General features: G+C 49.6%; 12 protein-coding genes. All 12 read right to left on the reverse strand.

Translation table 11 applies throughout. The features are described 5' to 3' along the window. Positions 1 to 68 precede the first annotated feature (68 nt). Positions 69 to 338: a 30S ribosomal protein S15 gene (gene rpsO / locus DFR62_RS01060; RefSeq protein WP_058380477.1), complete on the reverse strand. Its 270-nt coding sequence runs from the start codon at positions 336 to 338 to the stop codon at positions 69 to 71. Positions 339 to 472: 134 nt separating this feature from the next. Beyond that, positions 473 to 1,414, reverse strand: a complete 942-nt coding sequence (ribF, locus tag DFR62_RS01065; RefSeq protein ID WP_121297645.1) for a riboflavin biosynthesis protein RibF — start codon at positions 1,412 to 1,414, stop codon at positions 473 to 475. A gap of 1 nt (position 1,415) precedes the next feature. After that, positions 1,416 to 2,345, reverse strand: coding sequence for a tRNA pseudouridine(55) synthase TruB (truB, locus tag DFR62_RS01070; protein WP_121297646.1), 930 nt, complete (start codon positions 2,343 to 2,345; stop codon positions 1,416 to 1,418). A 93-nt stretch (positions 2,346 to 2,438) separates the two neighbouring features. Continuing rightward, complete coding sequence (gene rbfA / locus DFR62_RS01075; RefSeq protein WP_068462817.1) at positions 2,439 to 2,792, reverse strand: 30S ribosome-binding factor RbfA; 354 nt, start codon at positions 2,790 to 2,792, stop codon at positions 2,439 to 2,441. Positions 2,793 to 2,810: 18 nt separating this feature from the next. Continuing rightward, on the reverse strand, positions 2,811 to 3,089 hold the full coding sequence (locus DFR62_RS01080) for a DUF503 domain-containing protein (RefSeq protein WP_121297647.1): 279 nt from the start codon (positions 3,087 to 3,089) through the stop codon (positions 2,811 to 2,813). After that, entirely contained in the window at positions 3,086 to 5,392 is a 2,307-nt protein-coding gene (gene infB, locus DFR62_RS01085) for a translation initiation factor IF-2 (RefSeq protein ID WP_121297648.1), read from the reverse strand. The genes DFR62_RS01080 and infB overlap by 4 nt, the downstream gene beginning before the upstream one ends. Positions 5,393 to 5,406: 14 nt before the next feature. Further along, entirely contained in the window at positions 5,407 to 5,715 is a 309-nt protein-coding gene (locus DFR62_RS01090) for a YlxQ family RNA-binding protein (protein WP_058380471.1), read from the reverse strand. Next, positions 5,712 to 5,993: an RNase P modulator RnpM gene (gene rnpM / locus DFR62_RS01095; protein ID WP_058380470.1), complete on the reverse strand. Its 282-nt coding sequence runs from the start codon at positions 5,991 to 5,993 to the stop codon at positions 5,712 to 5,714. The genes DFR62_RS01090 and rnpM overlap by 4 nt, the downstream gene beginning before the upstream one ends. A 19-nt stretch (positions 5,994 to 6,012) precedes the next feature. Further along, positions 6,013 to 7,140 (reverse strand): transcription termination factor NusA, encoded by a 1,128-nt coding sequence (gene nusA, locus DFR62_RS01100; RefSeq protein WP_121297649.1) that lies wholly within the window; start codon positions 7,138 to 7,140, stop codon positions 6,013 to 6,015. Positions 7,141 to 7,166: 26 nt separating this feature from the next. Then, positions 7,167 to 7,646: a ribosome maturation factor RimP gene (rimP, locus tag DFR62_RS01105; protein WP_121297650.1), complete on the reverse strand. Its 480-nt coding sequence runs from the start codon at positions 7,644 to 7,646 to the stop codon at positions 7,167 to 7,169. A 126-nt stretch (positions 7,647 to 7,772) separates the two neighbouring features. After that, positions 7,773 to 12,080, reverse strand: coding sequence for a PolC-type DNA polymerase III (locus DFR62_RS01110; protein WP_121297651.1), 4,308 nt, complete (start codon positions 12,078 to 12,080; stop codon positions 7,773 to 7,775). Positions 12,081 to 12,160: 80 nt separating this feature from the next. Next, positions 12,161 to 13,864: a proline--tRNA ligase gene (locus DFR62_RS01115; RefSeq protein ID WP_121297652.1), complete on the reverse strand. Its 1,704-nt coding sequence runs from the start codon at positions 13,862 to 13,864 to the stop codon at positions 12,161 to 12,163. Between the last annotated feature and the right edge of the window lie 50 nt (positions 13,865 to 13,914).

Raw genomic sequence — 13,914 nt, forward strand, 5'->3', positions numbered from 1 at the left:
GTGCGATTCAATGATAAGTTTTAAGCATAAAGAAAAAGCGGGACGAATCCCGCTTTCTCTGCTTGCTATTATCGGCGTAGGCCAAGTCTTGCGATTAACTCACGGTAGCGTTGTACATCGTTCTCGCGTAGGTATTTAAGCAAGTTACGACGGCGTCCAACCATTTTGAATAGACCACGACGTGAATGGTGATCTTTCTTGTGGGTACGCAAGTGCTCGTTCAAGTTGTTGATGTCTTCTGTAAGAATGGCGATCTGAATTTCTGGAGAACCAGTATCAGTGTCATGCACTTTGTATTCATTGATCAATTCATTTTTACGTTCTTGAGTGATTGCCATGCTGTTCCACCTCCTAATCTCTGATAGCCCCTATTACCTAGCAAACGTTGGTGATTCGATGTGCCAAGCAACGGTTAGTACGTTCAGTACTTTGATATCATAGCACAGTGATTTCCTGAAATCAACTGTCCAACTTATACTTCGAAATATTGCTTTGCGGTATTTTTGTCCTGCCCGATTTGGGTTTTCAGTTCATCAATGCCGGAAAATTTCTGTTCGTCGCGTATGCGCTTATGCCATTCAACGACGACTTTTTCACCGTAAATCGACTTATCGTAATCCAGGATATGGACCTCGATGACCAGGTTTTTGACATCGGGATTGTTGAATGTCGGCTTGTAGCCGACATTGCAGACGCCGTCGAAGTAAGCGCCTTGTACTTCAATCCGCACAGCATAGACGCCGCGCTTTGGAACGAATGTCCCGAGTTCAGGTTCGACGTTCGCTGTCGGAAAGCCGATCGTCCGCCCGCGCTTGTCGCCGTTGACCACCGTCCCGGAAATCCGGTACGGCCTGCCGAGCAGATGATGGACCGGTTCGACCATCCCATCTTTCAATAGATGGCGGATGCGCGTTGAACTGACTTTTTCATTTTCCGCTTCGATCTTGCCAACCGTCGTGACATTATAGCGCCCTCTCCCGGCCGACTCCATCAATTTCATATCGCCGCCGCCTTTAAAGCCGAATGAAAAATCAAACCCTGCCACGACTTCCTTGACGCCAAGGCCGTCGATGAAGTGCTCAATAAATTGTTCTGGGGAAAGTTTGGCAAACTCTGAAGTGAACCGGACGATATAGCAGATGTCTACGCCCATCTCCTGCAAGATCTCCATCTTCTGGCCAAGCGGCGTGATATAGAAGACTTCTTCTTTCCGGCCGCCGAGCACGAGCGACGGATGCGGATCGAAGGTCATAACAGCGGATTTCATCCCGCCTGCTTGCGCCTTGTCGATTGCCGTGCCGATCACTTTCTGGTGCCCGCGGTGAACGCCGTCAAAAAAGCCGATCGCCATCGACAGCGGGCCATCTTCTTGTGCTTTCATCTCGTGAGGATAACTCAAGTGAATAATTTTCATACTACACCTCGTCCGTTGGAGGAAATCCAAACATTTTTTCGGGTTTCATTTTGCCCGGCTTATCCGGATGCCGTTTATACAAAGCTGCCGGCTTGCCTTGATGGGTAAAAACGACGAATGCTTCCGTCTTCAAGACCGGATGCTCTTCGAGAACTTGGCCGTTTCTAATGCCGAACAATAGATCCGGGGTGATTTCTTCAAATGGAAACGCACTTAAGCCATAGGCAAGGGGCTGCAAAATAGAACCGATATCTCCATTTTGCGCAATTTCCTCCACTTCGGCAAGCGTCACACATTGTTCTTTCGTAAAACTCCCCGATTGCGTGCGCGTCAGCTGTGACATATGAGCCGGATAGCCAAGTGCTTCCCCGATCTGGACAGCGAGCGTCCTGATATAAGTCCCTTTTCCGCAGCGGATGCGGATGCGGAAAAGGATATTCTGGCCTTCCCACGTCTCTGCTTCATCCAATAATTCAATCGAGTCAATATGCACGGTCCGCACCGGGCGTTCTACCGTTTCGCCTTTACGGGCATATTCATAGAGCTTTCTGCCGTTCACTTTGACGGCGGAATACATCGGCGGGATTTGTTCAATGTCGCCGGTCAGGCTTTGCAATACATCTTCAAGCTGCTTGCGTGAAATCATTTTGTCGCTGGCGTCTTGTTCCACTATAGCGCCTTCTGCATCTTCTGTTTCTGTTGAAAACCCGATCAATACTTCCGCTTCGTACGTTTTTCCTTGATCAGTGATATACTCTGCCACTTTGGTCGATCGCCCGAGGCAAATGGGCAATACGCCGTCCACTTGGGGATCGAGCGTTCCGGTATGCCCGACTTTTTTCGTTTTCAGGATTTTCCGCAAGCGGAAAACACAATCATGCGATGTCATGCCCGGTTCTTTCCATAATGGAAGAATTCCATTCGGTTCCATATTGAAAGCCCCTCTCTTTATCGGTTCTAGGACCGAACGTATAGTATGTAGAAAAAAGCCTGCTGTCTAAATATAGACTGGCAGGCTTTCGGTTTATTCTTCTGTTGGATCTTTGATATCCCGCAGCAATGATTCAATCCGATTGCCGTATGCGACAGACGAATCGATTTCAAACGCCAATTCAGGAGTTTTGCGCAGACGGATCCGCTGCCCGATTTCCGAGCGGATGAATCCTTTGGACTTGGCGAGGCCGAGCAAAGTCTGCTCTTTCTCTTTATCGTCGCCCAAGACGCTAATATAGACGGTTGCCTGCTGAAGGTCGCCCGTCACTTCGACATCTGTCACTGTGACAAATCCGATGCGTGGGTCTTTCAATTTTCTGCCGATAATTTCGCCGAGCTCTTTTTTCATTTGCTCAGCTACACGATTCGAGCGCATTGATGACATTTCGAATCCACTCCGTTCTTACAAATATTCTTTCTCTATATCCATGCATTCCCACGACGGATTACTTTCCAGAAAGCGCAGCACATGCTCCATTTCACGCTCCGCTGCTTCTTTTGATGAAGAAACGGTAACAAATGCAAGGCGCGTGCGCTGCCAAACTTGCTGGTGATCGACTTCCGCCGCCGACACATTGAATTTTTGCTTGGTGCGCGTCATCATGCTTTTGACGACGGCGCGTTTATCCTTCAATGAATGCGCGGTAGGGATGAAGAACTCGCATTCCATTGAAAGGATCATTTACGTTCGATTTCTTCCATGATGAACGCTTCGATGATGTCGCCTTCTTTAACATCGTTGAAGTTTTTGATCGTCACACCACATTCGTAGCCTTTTGCAACTTCTTTTGCGTCATCTTTGAAGCGTTTCAACGTATCGATTTCGCCTTCGAAGACCACAATGCCATCACGGATGACGCGCACGCCGCTGTCGCGGGTGATCTTGCCTTCCGTTACATAGCTTCCGGCAATCGTTCCGACTTTAGACACTTTGAACGTGCTGCGGATTTCTGCTTGGCCGATGATTTTCTCTTCGAACTCTGGGTCCAAGAGGCCTTTCATCGCTGCTTCGATTTCTTCGATCACTTTGTAGATGATGCGGTGCAAGCGGATATCGACGCCTTCTGCATCTGCTGCGCGCTTGGCGTTGACATCCGGGCGGACGTTAAAGCCGATGATGATGGCGTTAGAAGCTGCCGCCAGTGATACATCAGATTCGGTGATCGCCCCGGCGCCTGTATGGATGACTTTTACGTTGACACCTTCTACATCGATTTTCAAGAGTGAAGCAGCCATGGCTTCCACTGTCCCTTGAACGTCAGCTTTGACAATCAAGTTCAACTCTTTCATTTCACCTTGCTTCAATTGGTCGAATAAGTTATCCAAAGTAACGCGGTTCTTCTCAGAACGCATTTCCTGCAAGGCCGTAGCCGAACGGGCTTCCCCGATTTGACGGGCCGTTTTCTCGTCTTCAAAGACAACGAAACGATCGCCTGCTTGCGGTACATCACTCAGTCCAGTGATTTCGACAGGTGTTGACGGACCAGCTGTTTTCACGCGGCGGCCAAGATCGTTGACCATCGCACGGACGCGTCCGAAAGTATTACCGACAACGATTGGGTCGCCGACATGCAAAGTGCCATCCTGCACGAGCAAAGTCGCGACAGATCCACGGCCTTTATCCAGCTCCGCTTCAATGACCGTACCGATTGCACGGCGGCCAGGATTCGCTTTCAATTCCCCGACTTCAGAAACAAGAAGGATCATTTCAAGAAGCGTATCAATGCCGTCTCCAGTCAATGCGGAAAGCGGTACGAAAATCGTATCGCCGCCCCATGCTTCAGGTACAAGACCGTGCTCGGTCAATTCCTGCATGACGCGGTCCGGGTTAGCGGACGGTTTATCCATTTTATTGACTGCGATGATGATCGGAACTTCTGCAGCTTTTGCATGGTTGATCGCTTCCACTGTCTGCGGCATGACGCCGTCGTCAGCAGCAACAACGATAATAGCAATATCAGTTACTTTCGCACCGCGCGCACGCATCGTCGTGAACGCTGCGTGGCCTGGTGTATCAAGGAATGTGATTTTTTTGCCGTCTTCCTCGACTTGGTAAGCACCGATATGCTGCGTAATCCCACCAGCTTCTCCAGCAGTCACTTTCGTGTGGCGGATTGAATCCAGCAAAGTCGTTTTCCCGTGGTCGACGTGACCCATGATCGTAACAACAGACGGGCGTTCTTCTTTTTTGGCTTCTTCTTCAGGTTCGAAGTAGACTTCCAAATCAGTTTTATCGACCAAGATTTCTTCTTCTACTTCTACATCGTATTCTGCACAGACAAGCTCAATGGCATCTTTATCCAATTCTTGGTTGATTGTTGCCATAACACCAAGCATGAACAATTTTTTGATGATTTCTGAAGGCTCGCGGCCTAGTTTTTTCGCCAAATCGCCAACAGTCAAAGATTCACTGAATGTGATTTTTGACGGCAATTCTTTTTCTCTCTTCGGCATTGGCGGCATCGGGTTTACCGGACGCTGCTGTTTGCCTTTACGGTTGCGGTTTTGCCCGCCGCGGCCCGGTCCATTCGAACGGCCGCGTTGGCCAGGTCCTGGAGCTGGTTTTGCAGCTTTTGGCGTGAAGTTGGAACCGCGCCCTGCTTGGCTCGTTCCTTGCTGCGTGGATGACGTACGGTTCTGGCTGCCTTGTGTGCGGTTTTGTCCGCCCTGGCTGCTTTGGCCGCCTGTGCGGTTCTGGCCTTGTCCGCTTTGGGGACGGGATTGGCCGCCTTGCGTACGGTTTTGGCCGCCTTGGCTGCCTTGTCCGCGGCGCTGGTTTTGGCCTTGTGGGCGGGATTGTGAACCTTGAGCACGGTTTCCTTGTGCAGGTTTTTTATAAATGCCGTCCAATTTCGTTACAGCAGTATCTTCTAATGTCGCCATATGGTTATTGACTTTAATATTCATTTTTGACAATTCGTCGATGATGTCTTTGCTAGGTTTATTTACTTTTTTCGCGTATTCATGTACTCGAATTTTGGTCATCTGCTCACCCCCGGTTAGTTTTCGTCAAACAAGCTCGTCATTTTCTTGGCAAAACCGTTATCGGTAATCGCCAGAACGACGCGTGCTTCTTTTCCTATTGCGTGACCAATCTCATAGCGGCTAGCGCCTATGCGCACTGGCACATTATAGGAATTGCATTTATCGTGCAGTTTTTTTCTTGTGTTTTCAGACGCATCTTCAGCCACAATGACTAATTTCGCGTTGCCGCGGCGCACTTCACTGATGACCAATTCTTCACCGGTCACCAGTTTGCGCGCACGCGTGGCAAGCCCTAAAAACTGCAGGATTTTTTCTTTATTCATGATTTCAGCTGCTCTCTGCGTACGGCATGGACGAGCTCTTCGTAGATTTCGCCTGGAACTTTCACTTCAAGCTGCTTGTCCAAAACCTTCTTTTTACGTGCCAATTCGATGGCATCTTCCGATTTGGAAACATATGCGCCTCTACCCGACTTTTTGCCAGTAAGATCGACGAATACTTCTCCTTCTTTGGAACGCACGACGCGGATCATTTCCTTTTTCGGATGCATTTCACCGGTCGCGACACATTTTCTCAGCGGAATTTTCTTTTGCATAGCCAACGGATATCACCTTCTCAGCTTATTCTTCTTCGTCGTAAAAATCAAAGTCATCTGTATCAGTTTCAGCATCCGACTTCACGATTACCGCGCCTTCAGGCGGATAAATCCCTAGTTCACGGGCATCCGTTTCACTCTTGATATCAATTTTCCAACCTGTCAATTTCGCCGCCAGACGGGCATTTTGACCGCGTTTGCCGATCGCAAGAGACAATTGGTAATCAGGCACGACGACTGTCGTCGATTTATCGTCTTCACTCACTTGCACATCCAACACTTTAGATGGGCTAAGGGCATTCGCTACAAAAACAACTGGATCTTCCGACCATTCCACGATATCGATTTTCTCGCCGCCTAATTCATTGACGATGGTCTGTACACGGCCGCCTCGTGACCCGACGCATGAACCGACTGGATCCACTTCTTCATCGTTTGCGTGGACGGAGATTTTTGAACGGTCTCCCGCTTCACGCGCAATTGACTTGATCTCGACAATGCCGTCGTAGATTTCCGGCACTTCGTTCTCGAACAAACGGCGCAAAAGCCCTGGATGCGTGCGTGAAACGAACACTTGCGGGCCCCGTGTTGTGCGCTCGACTTTAGTGATATAGACCTTGATGCGGTCATGCGGCTGGTAGCTTTCGTTCGGCATTTGTTCCGTCTGCGGCAGTACCGCTTCGACTTTGCCTAAACCGACATACAGGTTGCGGGCGTCCATACGTTCGACAATTCCGTTGACGATATCATCTGCACGGTCCACATATTCCTCGAAAATCAACCCGCGCTCTGCTTCGCGTACGCGCTGTGTGACGACTTGTTTCGCTGTTTGGGCAGCGATTCGGCCGAAATTGCGCGGTGTGACTTCCTCTTCCACGATATCGCCGATTTCATAGACCGGGTTGAGTGCATGCGCATCTTCCAACGAGATTTGCAGGCGGTCATCTTCGACTTCCTCGACTACATCCTTGCGGGAATAGACCAGCATCGTCCCAGTATCAAGGTTCAAATCGACACGGACGTTTTGCGCTTGGTTGAAATTGCGCTTATAGGCGGTGACGAGTGCTGCTTCGATCGCTTCGATCAACACATCGCGTGAAATCCCCTTTTGTTTTTCCAACACTTCTAAAGCATCCAATAGCTCACTGCTCATAGTTATTCACTCCTAAATTCTTCTATTCAGCTTGCAGAAAAATCGATCGCCAGACGAATCACGGCAATTTTCTTTCTCGGGATGCTGATGGTTTTTCTGCGGGTCTTGATCTTGATCTCAATCTCCACTTGTTCTTCATCATATGACTTCAAATAACCTTCGAATTCTTTCGTATCTTCAATCGGCTCGTACGTTTTGATATAGATGAAGTTTTCCAAAGCTTTTTCGAAATCCTTCTCTTTCTTCAACGGGCGTTCCGCTCCTGGCGAAGATACTTCCAGGAAATAGTTCTGCTCGATCGGGTCGGTCGCGTCAAGCTCTTCGCTTAAGCGCTCGCTGACGATTGCGCATTGATCGATATCGATCGGCTCTTGTGGATTGTCCACATAGACGCGCAAGAACCAGTTCTTGCCTTCCTTCACAAACTCGACATCGACTAGTTCAAGTTTCAGTTCATCGACGATCGGTTGTGCCATTGCTTCAATTTGTTCTGTAATTTTGCTCATAAAATGCCTCCTGCCAATAATATGCCATAACAAACAGAAAAGAGCGGGAGAACCCACTCTTCTGCGACAGAGCTATCAGTAAATGTTATTACAATAATACCATGCTTAGTGGCACGGCGCAACTGACTAGAACAAGGACAGCTGATTGGCGTCAGGCATCCCCTCTAGGCAGCCGTGGTCATCCATGTACTCGATGATCGTTTTTGAAACGCGGCCGCGCTGCTGTAAATCTTCCTTCGACAGGAATTCGCCTTCCGCCCTTGCGGCAACGATCGACTTCGCGGCATTGGTGCCGAGTCCTGGAATCGCGTTGAACGGCGGGATCAAGGTATGGCCTTCGATCAGGAATTCATCCGCAGAGGATTTATACAAATCGACTTTCTGGAATGAATAGCCGCGTTCGACCATTTCAAGCGCAAGCTCCATGACCGTCAGCAAGTTCTTCTCTTTCGTCGAAGCTTCCAATCCTTTTGAATTGATTTCGTCCACTTTGGCACGGATCGATTGGGACCCTTTAGCCATGGCGTTGACATCGAAATCTTCCGCCCGCACCGTAAAGTACGCTGCGTAATAGAGAACCGGGAAATGGACCTTGAAATAAGCGATCCGGACTGCCATCAAAACGTAGGCCGCGGCATGTGCTTTCGGGAACATGTACTTGATTTTCTTACACGACTCGATATACCAGTTCGGGACCGCTTTCTCTTTCATCGCCGCTTCCATCTCCGGCGTCAGCCCTTTCCCTTTCCGTACCGATTCCATGATCTTGAACGCCAAGGAAGACTCGAGCCCTTGATAAATCAAGTAGACCATGATGTCATCCCGGCAGCCGATGACGTCGGACAGTTGACATGTGCCGTTGTGGATCAATTCCTGGGCATTGCCAAGCCACACGTCCGTGCCGTGCGACAATCCGGAAATCTGTACGAGTTCCGAAAATGTCGTTGGTTTCGTATCTTCAAGCATTTGGCGGACGAAGCGCGTCCCGAACTCGGGAATACCGAGCGTTCCGGTTTTACAGCCGATTTGCTCTTTCGTGACGCCGAGCGATTCGGGACCTGCAAAAATCTTCATCACTTCCGGGTCATCTGTCGGAATCGTCTTCGGATCGATACCGGACAGATCCTGCAGCATGCGGATCACTGTCGGGTCATCATGCCCGAGAATATCGAGCTTCAATAAATTATCGTGGATCGAGTGGAAGTCGAAATGGGTCGTCTTCCATTCGGAATCTTGCGCATCTGCCGGAAATTGAATCGGCGAGAAATCATAGATGTCCATATAATCCGGCACAACGATGATGCCGCCCGGGTGCTGGCCTGTGCTGCGCTTGACGCCGGAACAGCCTTGCACCAACCGGTCGATTTCCGCGCCGCGCATCGTCATATCGCGGTCATTGGCGTAGCCGCGCACATACCCGTAAGCTGTTTTTTCTGCTACGGTGCCAATTGTGCCGGCCCGGAAGACATTGTCTTCACCAAACAGCACTTTCGTATAATTATGCGCTTGCGGCTGATATTCGCCACTGAAGTTCAAATCGATATCGGGTACTTTATCGCCTTTAAACCCAAGGAAAGTTTCAAACGGGATGTCCTGTCCGTCTTTTTTATACGGAACCCCGCAATCCGGGCAATCTTTATCTTTCAAGTCAAAGCCAGAACCGACAGAGCCGTCATCGAAGAACTCGGATTTTTTGCATTTCCGGCACACGTAATGAGGCGGCAGCGGGTTGACTTCCGTAATCTCCGTCAGCGTCGCGACAAGTGACGATCCGACAGACCCCCGGGAACCAACGAGATAGCCATCATCAAGCGATTTTTTCACCAGTTTATGCGAAATCAAGTAGATGACCGCAAACCCGTGCCCGATGATCGACTTCAATTCCTTCTCGATGCGCGCCTCGACGATTTCCGGCAAGTCGTCTCCGTAAATCGAACGCGCCATCGTATAGCTGAGTTCACGAACTTCCTCATCCGCTCCTTCAATTTTCGGTGTATACAGTTCGTCTTTGATCGGTTTGACAACATCGATCATATCGGCAATCTTCAGGGAATTGTCGACTACGATTTCACGTGCCGTCTCTTCCCCAAGAAAATCGAAAGCATCGAGCATTTCATTGGTCGTCCGGAAATGAACTTTCGGCAATGTCGAACGGTTCAACGGATTCGCCCCGCCTTGTGAACCGATCAGCACTTGACGGAAGATGGCATCCGTTTCATCAAGGTAATGGACATTTCCTGTCGCGACCAGCGGCTTATCGAGCTTGCGGCTCACTTTGGCCAGCTTGCGGATGATGTCTTCTAGATTCCATTCGTCGCGAATCAATTCGCGGTCAATCAATGGCTGGTACACTTCTTTCGGATGCACTTCCAAATAATCATAGAACTGTGCCGTGCGCTCTACTTCTTCCATGGATTTCTGCATGACCGCTTCGAACACTTCGCCTTTATCGCAGCCCGAACCGACGAGCAAGCCTTTTCGGTGGCGCTGCAACAATGAGCGAGGTATGCGAGGGACACGGTAGAAATAATTGATATGGGAGGCCGAAACAAGCTTGAACAGGTTTTTCAGGCCTTCCTGGTCTTTTGCCAAAAGCGTGCAATGCGTCGGCCGTGAGCGCTTATAGGAATCTCCTGTCCCGACATAATCGTTCAATTGATCGTGGTAGAGAATGCCTTTATCGTCCGCTTCTTTCAATAAGTGCGTCAACAGGTATGCGGTCGCTTCCGTATCATAGATGGCGCGGTGATGCTGTGTCAGTTCGATATTGAACTTTTTCGCCAGCGTGTTCAACCGGTGGTTTTTCATTTCCGGGTGAAGCATGCGGGCAAGTTCTAATGTATCAATCGTGGCATGTGTTTTATCGATGCCGTATTTCTTATAGGCAACATACAAAAAGCCCATATCGAATGAAGCATTATGCGCGACCATGATATGATCGCCTGCCCATTCATGGTATTCGCGGATGACGTCTTCGACTTCGGGTGCGTTGCGGACCATATCATCCGTGATGCCTGTCAAGTCGATTGTCGTCGCCGACAAAGGATGATGCGGATTGGCGAAACGCTCGAATTTATCGATGATATTCCCGCCCTTGATCTTGACCGCTGCCAGCTCGATGATCGTGTCATAGACGGCGGATAATCCAGTCGTCTCTAAGTCAAAGACGACGAAAGTCTCTTCCTCAAGCAACGCATGCCGTTCTTCGTAGGCGATTGGGACGCCGTCATCAACTAAGTTCGCTTCTAAGCCGAATATCGCCTTGATGCCATGCTTTTGGCTCGCGGCATAAGCGTCCGGAAATGCTTGGACGCCTGCATGGTCCGTGACTGCGATCGCCGGATGGCCCCATTTCGCCGCTTGGGCGACCAATGATTCAATGGAAGAAACAGCGTCCATCTGGCTCATCGGTGAATGCAAGTGCAATTCCGCCCGTTTGGTTTCAGCGGTGTCTTTTCGGACAGACGGGTTGATTTCGACCATGTCATTCGACATCATGACCAAATCCCGGACGAATGTATCGGTTTGGATCGAGCCTCTCGCTCTCAGCCACATGCCTTTTTTCGCCTGGGCCATGAGCTCTGCGTCTTCTTTATCGCGCGAGAACATTTTGACGAGGATCGAATCCGTATAATCGGTCATCTTGACGGTCAATAGCGAACGGCCGCTGCGCAGCTCACGGACTTCGACATCAAACACGAAGCCTTCGATAGTGACGCGGCGTTCTTCGTCGACGATCGAACGGATCTCGACAATCGGCTCATCCGGCTTGATGGCAGAGCCCATCTGGAAAGGACCGGATGGCGCGCCATTTTCTTTGCGTTCGGTTTCGCGTTTCTTCATGTCCGCGACAGCCCGTTTAGCCATCGCTTCTTCTTCGGCTTTGCGCTCTTCCATAAAGGCAGCGCGCGCTTCCTGTTGGTCTTCTGCCGATAGCTGGAAATCGATTGAAAAAGCAGGGAACCCGAATTGCTGAAAAACCTGGCTCAGTTTTTCGGTATACTTGGATTTCAATGCCATCATTTCATGTTCATGGCAGCAGTCGACAATCAATTTATTGCCGTTCCACACAGGTGCTTGCGACAGCAGGCGCTCGCGTAAAGGCGGTGCCATATCCGCCAGTTCATCGACGACATGCCGCCAGTAGGCGGAAACTTGCTCGCCGTCAGCTTGTTGCGCGGGTGTTTCTATATGCACTTGAACGCTTGCAATCGATGAAAACTTGGCTTGCAGCCGCTCGCGGAAAATAACAAATAGTTCAAGCGGCAGCACTTGCTTGAGTTTAACAATAAAGCGCCATGCCCGGTCTTTCTTATGAACGGTCATGCGTGTGAGTTCCGCCCCTTCAAAATATGGCATATGGACATCGTCGGTTAACTCCAGATGCTGCAGCAGCAATTTAAATCTCATTTTGGCGTCTTGCTCATTTATCATGATTATCCCCTTCGCCATTTATTTCAGAAAAAGAAAGGAAAGTACGTTTGTACTTTCCTTTTATCATATCAGATTATTATTCATTTCTTAAAGAATTCGCGTACCTTGTCTTGCACTTCATCTTTATGCCATTCGACTGTTTCGTTGGTTTCGCGGATTTTCACTTCCAGGATTCCTTCAGCGGCACGTTTGCCGACAGTAATGCGGAGTGGCAAGCCGATCAAATCGGCATCGGCGAATTTCACGCCGGCGCGCTCTTTGCGGTCGTCAAGCAGCACTTCGAATCCTTGGGCTTTTAGTTGTTCATAAATTTCTTCGCCGGTTTCACGCTGCACGTCATCTTTGACGTTGACCGGCACGACGTGGATTTCATACGGTGCGACTGCAGTCGGCCAAGTGAACCCGGAATCGTCCTGGAATTGTTCAGCGACAGCCGCGACAATGCGGGAAACACCGATGCCGTAGCAGCCCATGATATAAGGCATCGCTTTGCCTTGGTCATTGAGGAATGTCGCTTTCATTGGCTCGCTGTAAGTCGTGCCGAGCTTGAAGATATGGCCGACTTCGATTCCTTTGGCGAATTGAATCGTGCCGTTTCCGTCTGGTGAAGGGTCGCCTTCTGTTACAAAGCGCAAGTCTCCATATGCTTCTACCGTGAAATCTTCATCAGGTGTAACATTTTTGAAATGGACACCGTCTTCATTAGCGCCTGTGACGCCGTTGACGATCGATTTAACAGCATTGTCCGCAAATACGCGGACCCCTGCAGGCAAGTTCACTGGCCCGATTGAGCCGATATCGCAGGACAACAATTCACGCACGTCTTCAGGCGTCGCCATATCGATCAGCTTAGCACCTGAAATATGCTTGACTTTAACGTCATTCACTTCATGGTCGCCGCGCGACAATACGACAATCAGCTCATCATCCGCTTTGAACACAAGCGTTTTAATGCAGTTTTCCGGCGTCGTCTCGAGGAACTCCGCCACTTGTGCAATGGTCTTCTGATCAGGCGTTGAGACTTTTTCAACTTGACGCGCTTGCTCATCGGATTTCGGATAGTCCATTTGAACGGCGGCCATTTCAATATTCGCGGCATATGGTGAATTGTCTGAATACGCAATCGTGTCTTCGCCGATTTCCGACAGCACCATGAATTCGTGGTTGTCCTTGCCGCCGATTGCCCCTGAATCCGCGATGACGGCGCGGAAATTCAACCCGAGGCGTCTGAAGATATTGCTATATGCCTGCATCATATCGTCGTAGGTCTTATCCAGGCTTTCCGGCGTCGCATGGAAGGAATACGCATCTTTCATGAGGAATTCGCGTCCGCGCAGCAAACCGAATCGTGGGCGTTTCTCGTCGCGGAACTTCGACTGGATCTGATACAAAGTCAGCGGTAATTTCTTATAGGACTTGATTTCGTCGCGCAGTAGGCTCGTGATGATTTCTTCATGAGTTGCACCTAGTGCAAATTCACGGTCGTTGCGGTCTTTTAAACGCATCAATTCGTCGCCGTAAGAATACCAGCGTCCAGTCTCCTGCCAAAGTTCAGCTTGCTGAAGCGCAGGCATGAATACTTCTACGCTATTGATCGCTTCCATTTCCTCACGGATGATTTTCTCGACTTTGTGCAGAACGCGTTTGCCGAGCGGAAGGAATGAATAGATCCCGCTCGTATTTTGGCGGATAAATCCTGCCCGCAGCAATAATTGATGCGATTTCACTTCCGCATCAGCTGGAGTTTCCCGTAACGTCGGGATAAAGCTTAATGTTTGTCTCATATCCGAATACACCTCGACTGGTTATTGTATTTGTAAATCCCTATGTAGCA

Source organism: Planococcus citreus (genome assembly GCF_003664125.1).
Classification (GTDB): Bacteria; Bacillota; Bacilli; order Bacillales_A; family Planococcaceae; genus Planococcus; species Planococcus citreus.